18 protein-coding genes are annotated in these 18,105 nt (G+C 32.2%); 9 read left to right on the top strand and 9 right to left on the bottom strand.

Features of this window, described 5'->3' with window-relative positions:
- Window positions 1-31: 31 nt before the first annotated feature.
- From OEA66_RS11015 to OEA66_RS11000, 4 genes are read left to right on the top strand one after another with little or no spacing between them, the layout of a single operon-like run.
- Window positions 32-1,015, top strand: a complete 984-nt coding sequence (locus OEA66_RS11015; protein WP_267281415.1) for a hypothetical protein — start codon at window positions 32-34, stop codon at window positions 1,013-1,015.
- Window position 1,016: 1 nt separating this feature from the next.
- Window positions 1,017-2,114 carry an RNA polymerase sigma factor gene (locus OEA66_RS11010; protein ID WP_267281414.1) on the top strand — a complete coding sequence of 366 codons (1,098 nt, stop codon included), beginning with the start codon at window positions 1,017-1,019 and terminating at the stop codon, window positions 2,112-2,114.
- Window positions 2,115-2,127: 13 nt separating this feature from the next.
- The gene (locus OEA66_RS11005; RefSeq protein WP_267281413.1) at window positions 2,128-3,012 is read left to right on the top strand and encodes an outer membrane beta-barrel protein; all 885 of its coding nucleotides are present in this window, start codon (window positions 2,128-2,130) and stop codon (window positions 3,010-3,012) included.
- Window positions 3,013-3,036: 24 nt separating this feature from the next.
- On the top strand, window positions 3,037-4,014 hold the full coding sequence (locus OEA66_RS11000; RefSeq protein ID WP_267281412.1) for a chorismate-binding protein: 978 nt from the start codon (window positions 3,037-3,039) through the stop codon (window positions 4,012-4,014).
- Window positions 4,015-4,197: 183 nt separating this feature from the next.
- Here OEA66_RS11000 and OEA66_RS10995 read toward each other — a convergent pair whose 3' ends face one another.
- The 9 genes from OEA66_RS10995 to OEA66_RS10955 all read right to left on the bottom strand — a co-directional run bounded on the left by OEA66_RS10995 (window position 4,198) and on the right by OEA66_RS10955 (window position 12,521).
- Window positions 4,198-4,392: a hypothetical protein gene (locus OEA66_RS10995; protein WP_267281411.1), complete on the bottom strand. Its 195-nt coding sequence runs from the start codon at window positions 4,390-4,392 to the stop codon at window positions 4,198-4,200.
- Between the two features lie 3 nt (window positions 4,393-4,395).
- Complete coding sequence (locus OEA66_RS10990) at window positions 4,396-4,998, bottom strand: MarC family protein (protein WP_267281410.1); 603 nt, start codon at window positions 4,996-4,998, stop codon at window positions 4,396-4,398.
- Between the two features lie 43 nt (window positions 4,999-5,041).
- Window positions 5,042-6,772: a BatD family protein gene (locus OEA66_RS10985; RefSeq protein WP_267281409.1), complete on the bottom strand. Its 1,731-nt coding sequence runs from the start codon at window positions 6,770-6,772 to the stop codon at window positions 5,042-5,044.
- Window positions 6,772-7,503, bottom strand: coding sequence for a tetratricopeptide repeat protein (locus OEA66_RS10980; RefSeq protein WP_267281408.1), 732 nt, complete (start codon window positions 7,501-7,503; stop codon window positions 6,772-6,774). Before OEA66_RS10980 ends, OEA66_RS10985 begins: the two co-directional genes overlap by 1 nt.
- A gap of 100 nt (window positions 7,504-7,603) precedes the next feature.
- A complete protein-coding gene (locus tag OEA66_RS10975) occupies window positions 7,604-8,611 on the bottom strand; it encodes a vWA domain-containing protein (RefSeq protein ID WP_267281407.1) in 1,008 nt (335 codons plus the stop codon).
- The gene (locus OEA66_RS10970; protein ID WP_267281406.1) at window positions 8,611-9,603 is read right to left on the bottom strand and encodes a vWA domain-containing protein; all 993 of its coding nucleotides are present in this window, start codon (window positions 9,601-9,603) and stop codon (window positions 8,611-8,613) included. The genes OEA66_RS10975 and OEA66_RS10970 overlap by 1 nt, the downstream gene beginning before the upstream one ends.
- Window positions 9,596-10,492, bottom strand: a complete 897-nt coding sequence (locus OEA66_RS10965; protein ID WP_267281405.1) for a BatD family protein — start codon at window positions 10,490-10,492, stop codon at window positions 9,596-9,598. The genes OEA66_RS10970 and OEA66_RS10965 overlap by 8 nt, the downstream gene beginning before the upstream one ends.
- 75 nt (window positions 10,493-10,567) lie before the next feature.
- Entirely contained in the window at window positions 10,568-11,431 is an 864-nt protein-coding gene (locus tag OEA66_RS10960; RefSeq protein ID WP_267281404.1) for a DUF58 domain-containing protein, read from the bottom strand.
- Between the two features lie 85 nt (window positions 11,432-11,516).
- Window positions 11,517-12,521, bottom strand: a complete 1,005-nt coding sequence (locus OEA66_RS10955; RefSeq protein ID WP_267281403.1) for an AAA family ATPase — start codon at window positions 12,519-12,521, stop codon at window positions 11,517-11,519.
- Between the two features lie 251 nt (window positions 12,522-12,772).
- Here OEA66_RS10955 and OEA66_RS10950 point away from each other — a divergent pair, with 251 nt between their 5' ends.
- From OEA66_RS10950 to OEA66_RS10930, 5 genes are all read left to right on the top strand, one after another.
- Window positions 12,773-13,246, top strand: a complete 474-nt coding sequence (locus OEA66_RS10950; protein ID WP_267266731.1) for a DinB family protein — start codon at window positions 12,773-12,775, stop codon at window positions 13,244-13,246.
- Window positions 13,247-13,366: 120 nt separating this feature from the next.
- A complete protein-coding gene (gene rlmB / locus OEA66_RS10945) occupies window positions 13,367-14,107 on the top strand; it encodes a 23S rRNA (guanosine(2251)-2'-O)-methyltransferase RlmB (RefSeq protein ID WP_267281402.1) in 741 nt (246 codons plus the stop codon).
- A gap of 64 nt (window positions 14,108-14,171) precedes the next feature.
- Complete coding sequence (locus tag OEA66_RS10940) at window positions 14,172-15,218, top strand: DUF6263 family protein (protein WP_267281401.1); 1,047 nt, start codon at window positions 14,172-14,174, stop codon at window positions 15,216-15,218.
- 56 nt (window positions 15,219-15,274) lie between these two features.
- Window positions 15,275-15,502 (top strand): hypothetical protein, encoded by a 228-nt coding sequence (locus OEA66_RS10935; RefSeq protein WP_267281400.1) that lies wholly within the window; start codon window positions 15,275-15,277, stop codon window positions 15,500-15,502.
- Window positions 15,503-15,561: 59 nt separating this feature from the next.
- Window positions 15,562-18,099, top strand: a complete 2,538-nt coding sequence (locus OEA66_RS10930) for a YfhO family protein (protein WP_267281399.1) — start codon at window positions 15,562-15,564, stop codon at window positions 18,097-18,099.
- Window positions 18,100-18,105 lie beyond the last annotated feature (6 nt).

Genomic DNA, 18,105 nt, shown 5'->3' with positions numbered 1-18,105 from the left:
TATTTTTTCATCTTTAAAGAAAAGAATAACCATGAGAAATTTAATTTTACCGTTCATTTTACTGTTGACATTTGTATTTTCTTGTAGGGAGAATGATGTTGATGAAGGACTTGAACAAAAAAATGCTTCATATGATGTTTACATATCAGGTAAGGATAATGGAGATTTTTGTTATTGGAAAAATAATGTAAAGCACTTATTAAATTATAATCTAACTACAAATGAAACACCAACAAAAATATTTGTAGACAATAATAATGTCTATGTAAAAGGCAGATATGGATTCTGGAAAAATGGAAATTATACTACTTATAAACAAGAATTAGGAATACCTAGTACATCTGTAATTGATATTTTTGATATATATATTAAGAATGGCAACATCTTTTTTGTCGGATATACTTGGGCAAGCGTTTCTTCAACAACCTTAGCAGAATTCTGTTATTGGAAAAACGGAATAAAGAATTTATTATTTACAGATATATTGGCATATAATGATCAATGTACAATAACAGAATTTAATTCTGATGTTTACGTAGGAGCTATTAAAAAAGAAAATGGAATACGTAAAAGTGGTTATTTTAAAAATACAACATTTAATCCTTTGTTTGATTCTTCTACTGTAAGTTATCAAAACACAAATGTTATTTCCAATGATAATAATGTTTTTTTTTCGTGTCAGCAATTTTATAAAAATCTTCAAACAAACATCCAAGTAACTCTACCTTTATTGCCAAATGGATTTTACGGAGGAAAACCTGCGTTAGACGAAAATGATTGTTACACTAATGCAGGTAATGATTATTATTATAAAAACGGAAATATAATTCATACTCCAAATCTATCAAACCCATTGATAAAAGATTTAAAAGTAATGGATCAAAATATTTATATGATAAGACAGGATCCTAATGACATTGAGTTTAAAGTATATATTAATAATGTAGAAACTCAAAGTATTCAAAATTTAAATTTTGATTCAAGTTTTAATAACATTACAGTTGTAAAACTTTAAAATGCAAACAAAACTAAACTGGCAAAAAATCTATCTCGACTATTCCCCAAAACTTTTGGGGATTTGTCGCAGATATATCGCAGACATTCAGACTGCGGAAGATATTGTGCAGGACAGTTTTATTGCGGCAATCCAGAAGAACCATCAGTTGAAAGATGAACAGGCAATTTTTGGTTGGCTTAAAAAAATTGTAGTTAACAATGCACTGCAATACATCCGAAAAACCAGTAAAGACACTTTCATCACTACCGAACCATCAGAAATCCCAGATACACTGACCGAAATGACCACATCTGCAATGGACGAGAAAAAACACATTTTAGCATACGATTTTACAAGAGAAGAGCTGTTGAAATCTATCGACAGTTTGCCTTCTCATCATAAGTCGGTTTTCAATTTATACTATATCGAAAACTATTCTCATGCGGAAATTTCGGGTATTTTGGAGATTCCTGTGAATACTTCAAAATCACATTTGATGAGGGCGAAAAAATCAGTTCAAAACTATTTATTGACTCATTTTTTAAACAGTGAAACTCCGAAAAACAAAACAGCACAGATTTTAATTTTCTTAGGATTTGATAATTTATTATGGGCACAAACCCTCCAGTCGAAATTTTCAAATTTTGAAATTTCTACAACACAGAATTTTGAAATTCCTTCAGATATAAATAGTAATACGATTACATTTTCTTCAAACCAAAATCATTGGAAAGAGAAAGCAATTATTGGATTGACGTTTTTCATTATTATTGTCGGATCAGTTTTGTTTTTTAATCCTAAAAATCATGTTTTCACCAAAGACAATTTGAATATTATCTCATCTGAATCCAATAAAAATATGGTTCTAATTTCAGGAAATCAAGTCAATAATCATGACAAAATAATTTTAGGAAAAAATTTAGAAATCGAAGAAATATCTCAAAATCCAAACATTGAAATCAAAGAAAATTTAAAAACAGAAAAACCGTCCGTTACAACAAAAAACTCAGTATCTTCAAGAAATAAGACTAATAAAGATTCTTCTGAAACAGCTTCTCACAAAGTAATTATTGTAAAGAAAATCATTCAGAGAGACACTGTTTTTATAGAAAGATAAAAGTCAACTAACTATGCTTTTAAAAAAAATCGTTTTCCTTTTTTCTGTCATCTTTACAATTTCAATTTTTGCTCAGCGTAAAAAAACGGACACCGTTTACATTTATGAAAAAGTGATTGTTTATGATACCATTTATCTTGAAAAAGCAGTTAAATTAAAACCTGCAAATCTGATGTTTTCTTCTCACGAAATTCTGACAAAAGAAATAAATAGCGTTCAACAAAATATAGACAAAGAAGAGCTTCAAGAGCAATTAAAGAAAATTTCAAACAATAAACTTCAGTTCGGAATTCAGGCAGGAATTGGTTTTAAAAAAGCAAGTTGGGCAGAAAACATTTCAGAAAAAAATCTACAGTTCGGCCAAGACTTAGGAATCTGGATTTCTAAAAGTATCATCAATCCTAATTTTTCTTTAATGCTTTCTGCAAATACTTCCCATTGGAATTCTACATTTGATTTGAATGCCAATAAAGAAGAAACTTACCTCGACGGCTTTTACTTTTCTGAAGACAATCAACCTTTGCTTTTTCAAAGATTTAACAATAAACACTTTGAATATATTTTAGAGTTAAAAGCCATTTATGAATGGAGAAATTTCCGTCCGTTCATTGGGGTTTTAGCTAATAAAAATAACTACAAAATACAGTTTTTAGTTCCGGAAAACAATATTTTAAATAAACTGGATGATTTTAAAAGCAATCAAATCAATTTTGGATTTTCTTTTGGTCTGCAATATCGGGTTTTAAAGCGTTTTTTAATTGATGCAGAATATCAACATTATAAAATCAACAATCTTTCATTAAAAAACTCTTCATTTGATTTTGACATTTTTAAGACTAATAATACCTTTGTTGAAAGGAAAATCAGTTTAGGAATTTCGTTTTTTATTTCTAAGTAATGGCTTTCTTAAAGCTCAAACATTATGATTTATTTCAAATTTCCATTTGACGAGAGACTCTATTCTACAGACGAAAATTCAAATATCAATTCTATCAATTTTCATTCTTTTAATAACATTGAGAAGATTGAAATTAAGGGTAAAGTCATCGATAAAAATCAGTCGGAATTTGATCATTTAAAAATCAGTTCAGAAATTCTACCTGAAGATAAAACTCAGTTTGAAGCTGAAAATAAAGAAGAATATCTTCAAAAACTGGAAGATGTTATTGAAATTATTAAAGAAAACGATCTTCCCAAATTGGTTCTTTCAAGGAGAAAAATAGTTAAAGATTTTAATGAAATTGATTTAAAAAGCAGCTTTCTCAATCTTTGCAAAAACTATCCAAATGCTTTTAAATATTTGTTTTTTCATGGAGAAACTTCGTGGTTGGGTGCTTTTTCTGAAGTTTTAGGAAAATTCAACAAGTCGACTCATGAGTTTGAAACAATGAGTTTAGCCGGAACAATTCCTGTTTCTGAAGAATGGACAGAAAAGGAAATTGAAGAACAAAAACCGGTTTCATCTTACATCAGAAATATTTTACAGAAATTCAGTGATTCAAATTCTATTCAGGAATCGGAAACTTGTGACCATATTTCAGGAAATATCAAACATTTACGAACAGATTTTAAATTAAAAATAAATCCAGAAAATTTAGATTCCATCATTCAGGAACTTCATCCAACTCCTGCAGTTTGCGGAATTCCTAAAGATTTTTGCAAGGAAATTATTGAAAAAGTTGAAAAATTTCCGAGAGAATTATATGCGGGTTATATCAAGATCGAAACGGATGATTACATTCAGTATTTTGTGAATCTTCGTTGTGCAAGATTATATAAAGACTCTGTTCATCTCTTTGTAGGAGGCGGAATTACAGCTCAAAGCAATCCAGAAAAAGAATGGAATGAGACTGAGCTGAAATCTGAAGCGGTTTTGAAAAATTTAGTTCTAAATCATTAATAAAAAATTGGTGTACATCAAACCTTCAATTCATCAAGATAAGCTTCTTAAATCATCAAGGTAAGTTGACAAAGTTATCTTGATGATTTGAATAAATCATCAGCACCATTTTTAAATATATATTTACACCAAAAAAAAACTCTTTCGCAATAAAAGAGTTTTTATATTTTATATAGGAAAGAATTACTTCTTTGCTCCAATTTTGCTCCAAGTGTTGAGGATGAAAAGTAAACCTACTCCTAAAAGTCCACAAGCGATTGAGATTAAAAATTTCACATTATCTTCAGACGTAATATCTGAATTCCAGTCGATTGCATACGTATTGATTGCGATAATTACTAAAAATACGATTAAAAATACTTTATAAAACTTCTGCATGATTTAAAAATTTATATAATTCTGCACCAACTGCGCAAAATTTGCGGTAAATAATTTAATTGAAATTGCCAGTAGAATAATCCCGAAAACTTTCTGAAGAATTGCCAATGACGCCTCCCCCATCTTCTTCTCAATCCACTTCGCAGATTTCAGCACCAAATATACGAAAATTGTATTGAGAATGATGCCACAAATAATGTTAATATCATGAAACTCTGCTCTTAAAGACAGAGTCGTAGTTAAAGTTCCCGCTCCTGCAACCAAGGGAAATGCAATCGGAACAATGGATGCAGATTTTGCTTCGGTTGTTTTGTTGATCTCAATTCCTAAAATCATCTCGAGAGCAATAATAAAAATAACAAAAGCTCCGGCAATTGCAAATGAATTAACATCAACACCAATAAATTTCAAGATTTTATTCCCTACAAAAAGAAATACAATCATAATAAATCCTGCTGTAATTGATGCTCTACCCGCTTCGATTTGTCCGAATTTTTGCTGTAAGCTTACTACAATCGGAACCGAACCAATAATATCGATCACAGCGAAAAGTACCATAAAACTGGTAATTACCTCCTTTAAAGAGAAACTATTGAAAACCTCCATACCTTACGATTATTAATTTCGCAAAATTATGAATAAAAAATGATTATTTACTAATTACAGAGTATAATTTAACGATATCCGTCAATAAGTCATTTAAAGAGTCTTCTGAGGTAATTGGAGAGTATTTCTCCATTTGAACTTTATGTAGTAATTCCTGATAATTTTCAGCAACAAAACTTCCATTATGCCTTTCCAGGAATTGTTTAAAATCTTCTTTGGAGCTTTGAAAATACTGCTTTCTTACTTCTAAATCCATTTCTTCAAAGGTTTGAAAAAACTTTGGATAATCTCCTGAAGTCTTAATATTTTCAAGATAGGCAAAATAATCTGTGATGTCTGTTTTTAAACTTTCTCTGATTTCTCTTTCGGTTTCCGCTACAGAACCTAAAGGTTTTGGAGTTGGTTTTTCTTTAATTATATTTCGATTTTTTTGCCAATATTTAAACACCATATAAGCAACAAACAACCCAAATAATATTGCAATATTGATAAAAAGTACATTCCAGTTGAACTTACTTTTTTCTTTTACTTTAAAAGAAGTAGTTTTCAAAACCGGACTATCAACAGTTTCAAGCAAAGTATTGGTATAATCGTTAACTTTTTCAACCGTAGATCTTGCTTCTAAAACCTCATCATGTGAAAATGCTGTTAAGTCTAATTTTTCTTGTCCGAGATTTACATATTCCTTTTCTGCAGGATTGAAAAAAGCAAAAGGTTCAGTTTTTACAATTAGATCTCCGGCTTTCTTGGGAATCAGAATATATTTAGCTAAAATCTCACCTTTCATTCCTGAAATTCCTGCACTTACATGAGAAGTAATTCTTGGTGCAAAAATATCGTAATCAGGCGATTCTTCAATTTTAGGAAGACTCATATCAGCAAGATTTCCTTCACCGGAAACTTTTACTGTTACATTTACCGGCTTTTTCGCCTCTACTTTATCTTTTGATGAATGAAAAACATCCACCTTGAAATTTCCAACCGCATTTTTGAAAGATTCGGGAGAACCTTCAGGAAGTTTTTTTACGTTGAGCTTTACTTTGTTGGATGCAATTTTATTTTTAACAGAAAAACTATTCACAGAAGCTGAAACTGCAGGAACTTCTACATAACCAGCTTCATTTGGAAACACCATAAACACCGCCAAAACCTGAGATGCCATATTTGCATATCCGGAAGGATCAATTTCTGATCTTTTGAAATTAACGGGATGTACATTGATATTTTCCTGCTCAGGAAGTCTGATGTTTTTTACTTTCCTAAGATTATCTATGCTTCTAGAATAAACCCTCAAAACCGCTATTGTTGGTTGATCCTGATAAACTTCACGATCTTCAATTTCCATATTGAGATAGACATCATTGGAAACATTTGCTATCGTTTTTTTCTCAATATCTTTAATAAAAATATCGAAAGGTTCCGTTTTGTAAATTTTGTTATTTATCGTAACCAATACAGAACCTACTTTTATCTTACCTTTTTGTTTAGGCTCAAGTGCAATTCTGGTAACATACTGGTCTACTGCCACATTCGTTTCAGGATCTCTTACAGCTTGGCTGAAAGATCCATTTCCAATCATATTAAACTTTGATAAATCAGGAAGTTGTAGTTTACTCTGCTGAATTAAATCTCCGTTTAATTCCAGAACAATTGTAAGATTTACGATTTCTTTACCGTTGTAATCGGTTTTATCCGATTTCATAGTAAATTGTACCTGTCCGTAAGAAATTACAGATACAAGAGTAAGCAAAACGTAAATAATTTTTTGTGTCATCACCAATCTTTCTCGTTGCTTTGCGGCTTTGAATAAGATCCTTTTATAATTCTTTTAGCAGTTTTCTTTTCTCTGCCTTCAATACTATCCAATATAGCTTTTTCTAATTCTTTTGGAAGTTTTCCACCTCCGCCTTTTCCTTTAGACTTATCGTCTTGACCTTTATCTTGCTGAGGACCATTTCCCTGATTCTTTTTTTCATTTTTAGAATCACCTTTCTCACCTTTATTTTGGTCTTCACCGCCTCCGTTTTTACCGGATTGGTCATTTTGCTGGCTTTTATTTCTCTCCTTTTCCAATTGTTTCAACTTGGCAATTTCATAGTTTTTTCTAGTTGCCTCGTTGTAAGGATCTTGTTTGAGAGATTGTTTATAATAATCTGCCGCCTTCTCATGCTGATTCATCTGCATCATTGTATTTCCCAGATTATGAAGCGCCGCAGCTTTATCTGGTAAAGTCTGAGAAAGTTTTTCTGCTTTTGCATACTCTTCTTTCGCATCCTGATACATTTTTCTTTTATACAAAGCGTTTCCTAAATTATAGTGAGCCGTAAAATCATTAGAATTAGATTTTATAGCTTCCATAAACTTTGAAGAAGCGCCATCATAATCATTAGCATTAAATTTTTTGTTGCCTTCGTAGACCAAAGTCTTGTAGCTTTCCTGCCCAAATAGTGTACCTGAGAACAAAAAAATAAATATCAACGCTAAAAATACAATTTTAGTATTCATCTCTTGCAAAATTATCCCTTTATATGTTAATAAACAGCGTCTTATTTGTTAAAGTTGGGTTAAAGTCTGTAATGTTTAGAAATTTAGCAATCACAATATTTTAAACATTAAAATCTCTTCTAGGATTAAAAAGAAAAATTAGCATAAAAAAGAATATAGAAATTGCCAAAAAGTATTGATAATAATGATTGGCATTCTGAGAATCTACTTTCGTATTTGTATCTGAAACTTTCCTGTTTATATCTTCAGCAATTCTTTTCGGGGCATCATTCATATTATTTCCGTCGATGTAAGTTCCACCGGTAGATTCTGCCATTTTTTTCAAGGCTTCAGTTTGTCTTTTAGAAACCACCGTTTCGCCGTTCTGATCAAAATGATATCCCATCAACTGCCCAACTTTATAAATAGGAATCGGTGCACCTTCGTCAGAACCAACTCCTACAGTCGTAATTGCTATACCTTCGCTATTCGCTAATCTGATAGCAGGATTATCATTCCCTTCATTATCTTCACCATCGCTTATCAAAACTACTTTACGCGATCCTTTATTTACATTTTTAAATTTTGTGACCGCCACTTCCATCGCATGAAGAAAATCTGTCCCTTGGATTGTAATATCATCCGTCTGCAAATCTGAAATATAAGTTTCTACTGAACCGTAATCTGTTGTTAAAGGCATGATTGAAACCGCTTCACCTGCAAAAATTACAATTCCTATTTTATCATTTTTAAGTTCGTGAATGGTATTAATAATCAAATTTTTCGCCTGAGTCAATCGATCTGGGTTAATATCTTCAGCATTCATAGAATTAGAAACGTCCATCACAAATATTACGTTATTCATTTTCTGGTCAGTTTCTATTTTTTCAGAGCCATTCAAAAGATCAATGATAGCAAATATCAGGAAAAGAGTTGCTATAAAGTAAAGTGCAGGAAATATTTTCAAAAATCCCGAATTCTTTTCAAATAAATTTTCATGGAATTTTGAGTCTGCAAAAAGTTCTCTTTTCTTCTTTCTCCAACGCAAAAAACGAATGAGAAAAAAAGATAAGAGCGGCAAAAGCAGCAATAACAATAAATACCAGTTATTTCCTAAATACCAATCCATCAGCTTAAAAATTTATAAAGTACCCAACGCAAAATGGCATCAAAAACCAACATTCCTAAAGCAATCCAAAGAAAAATTTTAAAATACTCCTCGTAATTATATAGCTTTGAAACATTAAGATCTGTTTTTTCTAATTTATTAATTTCAGAATAAATTTCTTCTAATTTATCTTCAGAATCTGCTCTGTAATACTTTCCGTCTGTTGTTGCAGCGATTTCCTGGAGCATATTGGTATCTATTGAAACTGGTTGCTCAGCATAAATCAATCCAAATCTATCGGCACGTACCGGCATCAAAGCATATCCGTTTGTTCCAATACCAATACAATATACCTTTATATTATTATCTTTTGCCAAAACTGCAGCCAATTGTGGTGGAAATAAACCATTTTCAAGACTATTCATTCCGTCTGTCATCAAAATCACGATTTTACTCTTTGCTTTGCTTTTCATTAAATGATTCACAGCAACCGCCAAACCGTCACCAACAGAAGTCCCGTCAATCATTTCACTTTGATTCAGATTTTCAATCTCATATTTTACAGCGTCATGGTCAAACGTTAAGGGAACTTTAAGAAAAGCTTCGATTTTATAATTTACCAATCCAAATCTGTCATTTGGGCGTTTATTAATAAAATCTAAGGCGATTTTTTGAAGAACAGAATATCGATCCGGTGTAAAATCTTTCGCAAACATACTGAGAGAAACATCTACAGCGAGCATAATATCAATACCTTTAGTTTCGTCTCTATCCTGAGAAACCGAAAAAGCTCTCGGTCTTGCCATTGCAATGATCAATGCGGAAAGAATAATATATTTTGAGATTTTCAATAAAAAAAGTACAGGCAAAATACCATTATTGCCATTCATATTATTCGTCGTCGGAACTTTGATACCTTTTCTTTTATTTCTGCTAAAATCTCTAATCAAAAGCGGAATAAAAACCAAGAACAAGAGAAAAAACCACGGACTGAAAAATTCAAAATCAAACATCTTTTCTCAGGTTTTCAAATTCTATATCCTTGGAAGAACGCTTCACGAAATCTCTTATTTCAGCAAAATCTTTTTCCATTAAATCTTTATCTGGGAAAGTTTTGGCAAATTTCACCAAATCTCCTCTTAAAAATACATCTTCCACAATTTTTTCGTTATCCTGAGAAATCGTGTTATTTTCTTTCATTAAAACAATTAAATCATCCGTCAGCAATACGTCCGCAGGAATTCTATATTGCTTAGTGATAAACTTTCTTGAAATATCAATTAATTCGACATAAAATAAACGGTAATTTCCGTCTTCAATATATTTTTTCTTCTTTAATGAGTCTAATTCCTTCAATGTCTGATTGGTTGCAACAACAGGTGAATCTTTGCTTTTGCGTCCGTATTTCACAATCATTATAACAGTAATAACTAAACATACAAAAGCAATTACCGCCAAAAGATACCATTTGTAAAGCTGCCAATAATCAGTCACCTCCAAATCAACTTCTTTATTCTTCATAATATCATTGATCTGATCTTCCTTCGTAGCGGTGTTGATTACTTCAATCTCGTAAGGAATTGTTTTTAAAAGTTTTTGACCTACTTTAAATTCAAGTTCCGGAATTTTAAAAGTTCCTTCTTCGTAAACAGAAAATTCTATTTTTCTTTCATAAGTATTTGCATTGATACTTACACTGTCTTTAATTTCTTCAAAATGAAAAGGCAGCAATTCATTTTTCGGAGCTGTAACTACTGCGTTACTTTTTAGATTATCAATTTTAATAACCAAATGATTGACTTCTCCCAAAGCAAGAGTTTTTTTCTCAAGATTTGAAGAAAGCAGCTGTGAAAAAGCATTTACACAGATAAAAAAAGAAAGTAAAAATAATATTTTTTTCAATTTAAATAATAAGTTTTGGCTAAAGCCTTTTATATTTTATAATGTAAAGCGGACTAATGCCCCCCAATTGATTATTTATTTTTTCTGAAAATAATTGTACAATAATCTTGAGTAATCTTCACCTGTATTAATGTTCATAAACTCTGCAGAAGAATTGGCAAAATCTTCTTCCAGGTTTCTCTGTTTTTGTTTTTGGGCTTCCGCAAAAGTGTATCTCCATCTTGCACTAGACGTATTTACCCAAATTTGTTTTCCCGTTTCAGCATCATTTAAAAATGCGTAACCAACATTAGGAATTTCGTTATCTTTTTCATCATAAATTCGCATTCCGAGCAGCTGATGTTTTTTTGAAGCCACTTTCAGAATTTTAGAATCATAATTATCTTCAAAATCTGAAAGCAAAAACACAAGAGATTTTCTTTTGAAAATTCCCATCATGTATTCTAAAGCTTTATCAATTTTTGAAATTGCAGGAACATAATCGGCTGTTAAAATCTGGCTTACCATCGATAAAATATGTTTTCTTCCTTTTTGTGGCGGAATCACTTTATACACTTTATCTGCAAATAAAATCAATCCTACTTTATCATTATTTCCTGCTGCTGAAAACCCTAAACTGGCTGCAATTTCTGCAACATATTCTCTTTTGAGCTGTGTTTTTGTGCCGTAATCCATGGATGCGGAAATGTCCACTAAAATCATCATCGTTAATTCACGTTCCTCTTCCATCACCTTTACAAAAGGTTCGCGAAAACGTGCGGTTTTATTCCAATCAATCCTACGAATTTCATCACCGAACTGATAAGGACGAACTTCAGAAAAAGTCATTCCCTGCCCTTTAAAAGCACTGTGATATTGTCCCATCAAAGTAGCCTCCGTTTTCCTTCTGGTACGGATTTCTATTTGCTTGACTTTTTTTACAATATCTTTTATTTGCATGGTTTCAAATGTAACAATGTATCAGTTTATCAATGTAATAATCTCTAAATTGGTAAACTCTTGCATTGTTAAATTGCTACATTAATTAAGGTGCTTGAATTTTCGCTAAAATCCTGTTCACGATTTCCTCAGAAGTAATTTCTTCAGCTTCCGCCTCAAACGTCAGTCCGATTCTGTGTCTTAAAACATCTTGTGCCAAAGCTTTTACATCTTCAGGAATTACAAAAGCTCTGCCTTTCAAAAATGCATAAGCTCTTGAGGCAATCGCTAAGTTGATTGATGCTCTAGGTGAAGCTCCGAAACTGATATAATTTTTCAGTTCAGCAAGACCGTATTTTTCAGGATAACGGGTTGCAAAAACCATATCCAGAATATATTTTTCAATTTTTTCATCAAGATAAATCTGATTAACAATTGCTTTAGCTTCAACAATATTTTGCAGAGAAATCACCTGTTTAATTTCTGGCTGATGTGAAGTAGAAACCATTCTCATCACTTTTCTTTCATCTTCAAATTCAGGATAATCGATTTTACATTTCAACATAAAACGATCGCTTTGCGCTTCTGGTAAAAGGTAAGTTCCTTCCTGATCGATTGGATTTTGAGTTGCTAAAACTAAAAACGGTTTTGGTAACGGCATCGTTTCATCACCAATTGTCACCTGTTTTTCCTGCATTACCTCCAAAAGAGCAGACTGCACTTTTGCCGGAGCTCGGTTGATCTCATCTGCCAAAACAAAATTTGCAAAAACAGGCCCTTTTTTTATAGAAAAATCGTTTTCTTTAATATTATAAATCATCGTTCCCACCACATCTGCAGGAAGCAAATCGGGGGTAAACTGAATTCTTGAAAAATCACCATGAACAGCTTCTGCCAAAGTCTTTATCGCTAAAGTTTTTGCCAAACCAGGAACACCCTCCAAAAGAACGTGACCATTCCCTAAAAGACCTATCAAAAGGCGGTCAATCATGTAATGCTGACCAATAATCGCTTTATTGATTTCCTGCCTCAGAAGATTAAAAAAATAATTCTGTTCTTTGACCTTTTCGGTAAGTTGACGGATGTCTTCTGCTTGATATGAATCTGACATTAGTTTGTATTAAAATAATGGGTAAATTTCTGATAAATACTTGCACTAATCAACACAATTAATGCCATATTTGAGTTAAAGTTTGTTAAATATTATCTCTTAAATATAAGTTTATTAATCGGTCTTTTAACAAATCTCGTTCAATGAAACCATTAATTTCATAAAAATCTATAAATTTTCGTTCATTGATTGAATCAATAATTGTCATTTTCAGTTTATTAAACTATTTTTGAAGATTAAAATATTGCAAAATGAATTATCATTTTCAAGCACACAGACAGGTTAGAAAAAATCTTTTAGATATTCTGCAAAATACTTCACATGAAGACCTTTTGTTGATTCCGGATGGTTTTAATAACAATATCTATTGGAATATTGCACATACCGTTGCTACACAGCAATTATTGCATTATTATCTAAGTGGAAATACGTTCAGAATTGATAAATACTGGATTGAAACCTACAAAAAAGGGACACTTCCAAATCTGAATGTTCAAAAATCTGAAGTGGAAGATCTGGAGTTTTTATTGACTGAAACATCGAAAACTTTGATGAAAGATTTTGACAGTGATTTCTTTTCAGATTATACACCTTACACTACGAGTTTCGGGATGGATTTGAAAAGCATTCAGGATGCAATTATTTTTAACAATATGCACGAAAGTCTGCACTACGGCTATGCGATGGCGCAGAAAAGAGCAATTTTAGGAGAAAAAGGAAGATAGTTAGTTGGAAAATTTTGCTTCGCAAGTAACGATCAATTATGAATTTTTAAAATAATTTAAAATTGATTTCGAAGAAAAATTAACGATTGACCATTCACCATATAATTTTATGACAAATCAATGAAAGACGATTTTATTTTTGGGCTTCGTCCCGTATTAGAAGCTATTGAAGCTGGAAAGACTATTGACAAAATTTTTGTACAAAATGCATTGCAGGGAGAAATCTATGCTGAACTGAAAGCTATTTTAGCAAAAAATAAAATACGTCCCAACTACGTTCCTGTAGAAAAACTTAACCGTTTCACCAGAAAAAACCACCAAGGCGTAGTTGCTTTTATTTCTGATGTTCCGTTTCACAGAATTGAAAATATTGTTCCCGAATTATTTGAAGAAGGAAAAACGCCGTTCATTTTAATTTTGGATAGATTAACAGATGTAAGAAATTTCGGAGCAATCTGTAGAACTGCAGAATGTGTGGGAATTCACGCTGTTGTAATTCCTGAAAAAGGGGGTGCACCTGTAAATTCAGATGCCATCAAAACTTCAGCTGGAGCAATGTACAATATCAAAATCTGTAAAGAACCCAATTTGGCTCACGTTGTAGATTTCTTACAACAAAGCGGAGTTTCTGTTTTCTCAGCAACTGAAAAGGCGCAGAAATTGATATATGACGTAAATTTCACAGAACCTTGCGCCATTGTAATGGGTAATGAAGAAACCGGAATTTCTAAAGAAGTTCTGCATCATTCAGACGAGAAAATAAAACTTCCAATAGAAGGAAAAACACAGTCTCTGAATGTTTCTGTAGCTTGTGGAGCGATTTTGTATGAAGCAATGAGACAGAAAATTACAAAAATTTAATTATTTACATTTAAAATTAATGGTTTCAGCTTAGTGCTATTCCAAAAAATCAGAAAATTTATTTATGAAAAACATAGCAGCTTTAGCGCTTATCTCAATAGCACTTGTTTCATGCAAAAAAGAAACAGCAACCGTAACAAAAATAGATCCTAAAACAGGAAAAACAATCACTGTAGAAGTTCCCGCAGATTCTGTAAAAGAAGTAAAAGCAGACGCGGCAATCAAAGATTCTTTGGGGGTTTTCAAACAAACTTTTAAACTTGAAAAAGGAAAAACTTATCCTTTGACAACGTATCAAAGAGATACAAAAACAATGACCGATCCGCAAGGTAAAACGATGAACGGAACCAGCGAATCGACGGATGAAATGAGTTTCACGGTCAATGATATTAAGGGGAATATTTACGATATGACCATTAATTTGATCGGAAAAAGAAATTCTCAGTCATCACAAGGAAAAACAGTAATTGTAGATACAAAACTCCCAATTCCTAAAGAAGATGATCTGAAAATGATCTGGAATGTTAATAAAGCTCTTACCGGAAATAAGCTGAACATGAAGATGGATATGAAAGGAAATGTAGTTTCTATCACCGGATTTGATGCTATTTACACGAAAATATCAAATGCTTTGAAAGACATTGTAAAAGATGCAAACCAAAGAGCAAGTGTTGTAGCAAGTCTTAAGCAAACTTTCAACGAAAAAGTTTTGAAAGATCAGTTTGAAAAAAATCTTTCTGTACTTCCTAAAAAAGGTGCAAAAATTGGTGAAAAATGGAGCACTTCTGAAAATGCTGACGAAGCCGGAAAAATTAAAGTAACTTCAAACTATACTTTGAAAAGTGCAGAAAACGGAATTGTAGAAATTTCAATTGCCGGAGGAATTCCTAAAAAAGAAGAGAAAAAATCTCAAGGCGAAATGACTCACAGCATGAGCAGCGAATTGGCTCAAAACGGAACCATCAAGTTTGACCAAAACACTGGTTGGATTAACAATCAGAATATCAGCGTGAAAACAACACAAGTAGAAACTATTTCAGATGGAAAACAGTCGCAGTCTATGAAGAGCGTTTCTAATTCTTCAGTAATGGTAAACCCATCTGCTAAATAAGTTTTAGATTTAGAATTCTTAAACTCAGAACTTTGAATTAATAAATTAAAAGGAATATGTCTTTTATCAAAGGAATTTTTGAGATTGTTCTCGCCACTATTGTTATATTTTTTGTATGGAATATTTTGAAAAGAATCTTTTTCAAAAAGTTTTATAATTTCATGGGATTCAAACCCAATAGCAATCAACAGCAGGAAACAAAAAGTTCAAAAACGAATATTGAGAAAAAAGTGAAGTGGGATGCAGAAACTGTGGACTATGAAGAGGTAAAAGAAAAAAGGTAATCTTATGCATTATCCTAAATCTTAAATACTCAAATTAAAAAATATACTTAATAACCGAGATGGCAAAAAACAAAAACTTAATATACATTGCAGTTTCCTTAATTGCATTTTTAGTTTTAGCATTTTTATATTCTACTCCTGTTTTTACGGGAAAGCAGCTTTTTCAGCACGATATCGTTCAATATAGAGGCGGTGCAAAAGAGCTTATTGATTACAGAGAAAATTTTGATAAAGAAACATATTGGAGCGACTCTATGTTTGGCGGAATGCCGACTTATCAAATGGGAAGTCGTTTTGAAGGCGATATCATTAAAAAAGTCGACAGCTATTTGAACATTTTGCCAAGACCGGTTAATTATTTGTTTTTACTATTTTCAGGATTTTTTCTTTTGGGAATGGTTGCCGTCCGAAACTGGAAATACGCGCTTTTAGGAGCCACATTTTTCGGACTTTCCACTTATTTTTACATCATTATTGCAGCCGGACACAACGGAAAAGTAAACACCATAGAATATTTCGCCCCACTTTTAGCCGGAATTTTATTGGTTTACATTCGAAAAAAATATGTCATTGGTTTTATTGTAACTACTCTATTCTTCGGATTACAGGTTGCTGCAAACCACCCACAAATGACGTATTATCTGTTTTTAGGACTCGGATTTTTATTTATATCTGAATTAATAAGAGCGATCAAAAAGATGATTCCTATGAAACATTTTTTGATTTCATCAGGAATTATTGCAAGTGCTTTAATCATCGGTGTTGGGATGAATTCGCAGCGAATCATGGCAAATTCTGAGTACATCAAAGAAACGGTAAGAGGAAAACAAATCTTAACAAACGACAGTCACAAAGCCGGAAATTCCGGTATGGATAAAGAAAGTATCCTGATGTGGAGCTATGGAAAACTTGAAACTTTAAACCTTTTCATTCCAAGATTAATGGGAGGCGGAAGTCAGGAACCAGAAGGTGCTGCAATGATGGAAAAAATGCAACAGCTCGTTCAGGACAATGTAACTTCTCAAGCTGAATATGACAGGATTTCAAAAGGATTCGGAAGCTTAACGTATTGGGGAGACCAGCCTGGAACTTCAGGACCTGCTTATCAAGGAGCAATCGTGTGTTTCTTAGCTCTTTTAGGATTCTTTTTTGCTCCAAAGAAATACCGTTACTGGATTTTAGGAGCGACAATTCTGACTATTTTATTGGCATGGGGAAGCAACTTTATGTTCTTATCAGATTTGTTTATCGATTTTGTTCCTTTCTACAGTAAATTCAGAGCGCCGTCTTCAATTTTGGTTGTGGTAGAATTATTATTCCCATTAATTGCAATTATCGGATTATACAGATTCTTTAAAAGTGAAAATCTTGATGAAGAATACAAAAAGAAAATACTTACTTATGTTGGTGGCGGAACTTTAGGATTAACTTTAATTCTAATTCTTTTCGGAAAATCAATTTTAGGCTTTGCTACAGAAAACGAAGAATTATATCTCCCCCCTTTCCTGCTGGATTATTTAGTAGATGAACGTTTCAGTATGTTCAGAACAGACGCCATCAAAGCATTACTATATGTTGGAATCACTGTAGCTGTTTTATTCTTTGCTTTAAAACAAAAATTAAATCAGAATATAGCTTTAATTGTTATCGGATTGGTAAGTTTATTTGATCTTTGGACGGTAAATAAACGTTATTTAAACGATGATAATTACGTTGATAAAATCTTTGCTGAAAATCCTTTTCAAACTGAAGGTTCAGATTATTTAGCTGAGAAAGTAGGTGATAATGCTAATTTGCAGTCCATTTTAGCAAGTATACCGGTAAACAAAACATTGGAAACTATTGCTGAAAGAGATAAAAAACATTACAGAGTTTACAATCAGGTTTTAGGTACAACCAGCGAAACCAATACTTCTTATTTCAAATCATCAATCGGAGGTTATCACGCTGTGAAACTTAGAAGATATGACGATTTACTGAACGAATATATCGTTCAACCTGACAGTGTAAAGACACCAAAAATTTTAAATTTGTTGAATACAAAATACATGATTTTTGGAAATCCACAAGAACCACAAGTTGTTCCGAATCCAAAAGCTAACGGAAATGCTTGGTTTGTAAGTGATTTAAAATTTGTCAATACCCCGAATGAAGAAATCAAATCGATCGGAGAAATCGACAGCAAAAAAACTGCGGTCATTAATGATTCTGACAAATCTTATTTCAACAATAAACCTGTTCAGGCAGATTCAACAGCGACAATCAACCTTGCCAAATATGAGGCAAATGAATTAGAATTCAAATCTCAGTCGAAAACACCGCAATTAGCAGTTTTCTCTGAAATTTATTATCCTCATGGCTGGAAAGTTTTTGTTGACGAAAAAGAAGTTCCTTATATCAAAGCAGATTATTTGCTTCGAGCAGTTCACGTTCCTGCGGGAAATCACAGCATTAAAATGATTTTTGAGCCACAAGTTATAGAAACCGGGAAATGGATTTCTCTTCTTTGCTTCGGATTATTCGTTGTATTAAGCGCTTTTGGAATTTTCTTTATTTACCGCAAAAAAGATACTATTAAAACCGAAATCATCAAGTAATTCCAA

Source organism: Chryseobacterium luquanense, assembly GCF_026460945.1.
Classification (GTDB): Bacteria; Bacteroidota; Bacteroidia; order Flavobacteriales; family Weeksellaceae; genus Chryseobacterium; species Chryseobacterium luquanense.
Note: the sequence above shows the minus strand (reverse complement) of the source record. Positions and strands in the feature narration are given on the sequence as shown.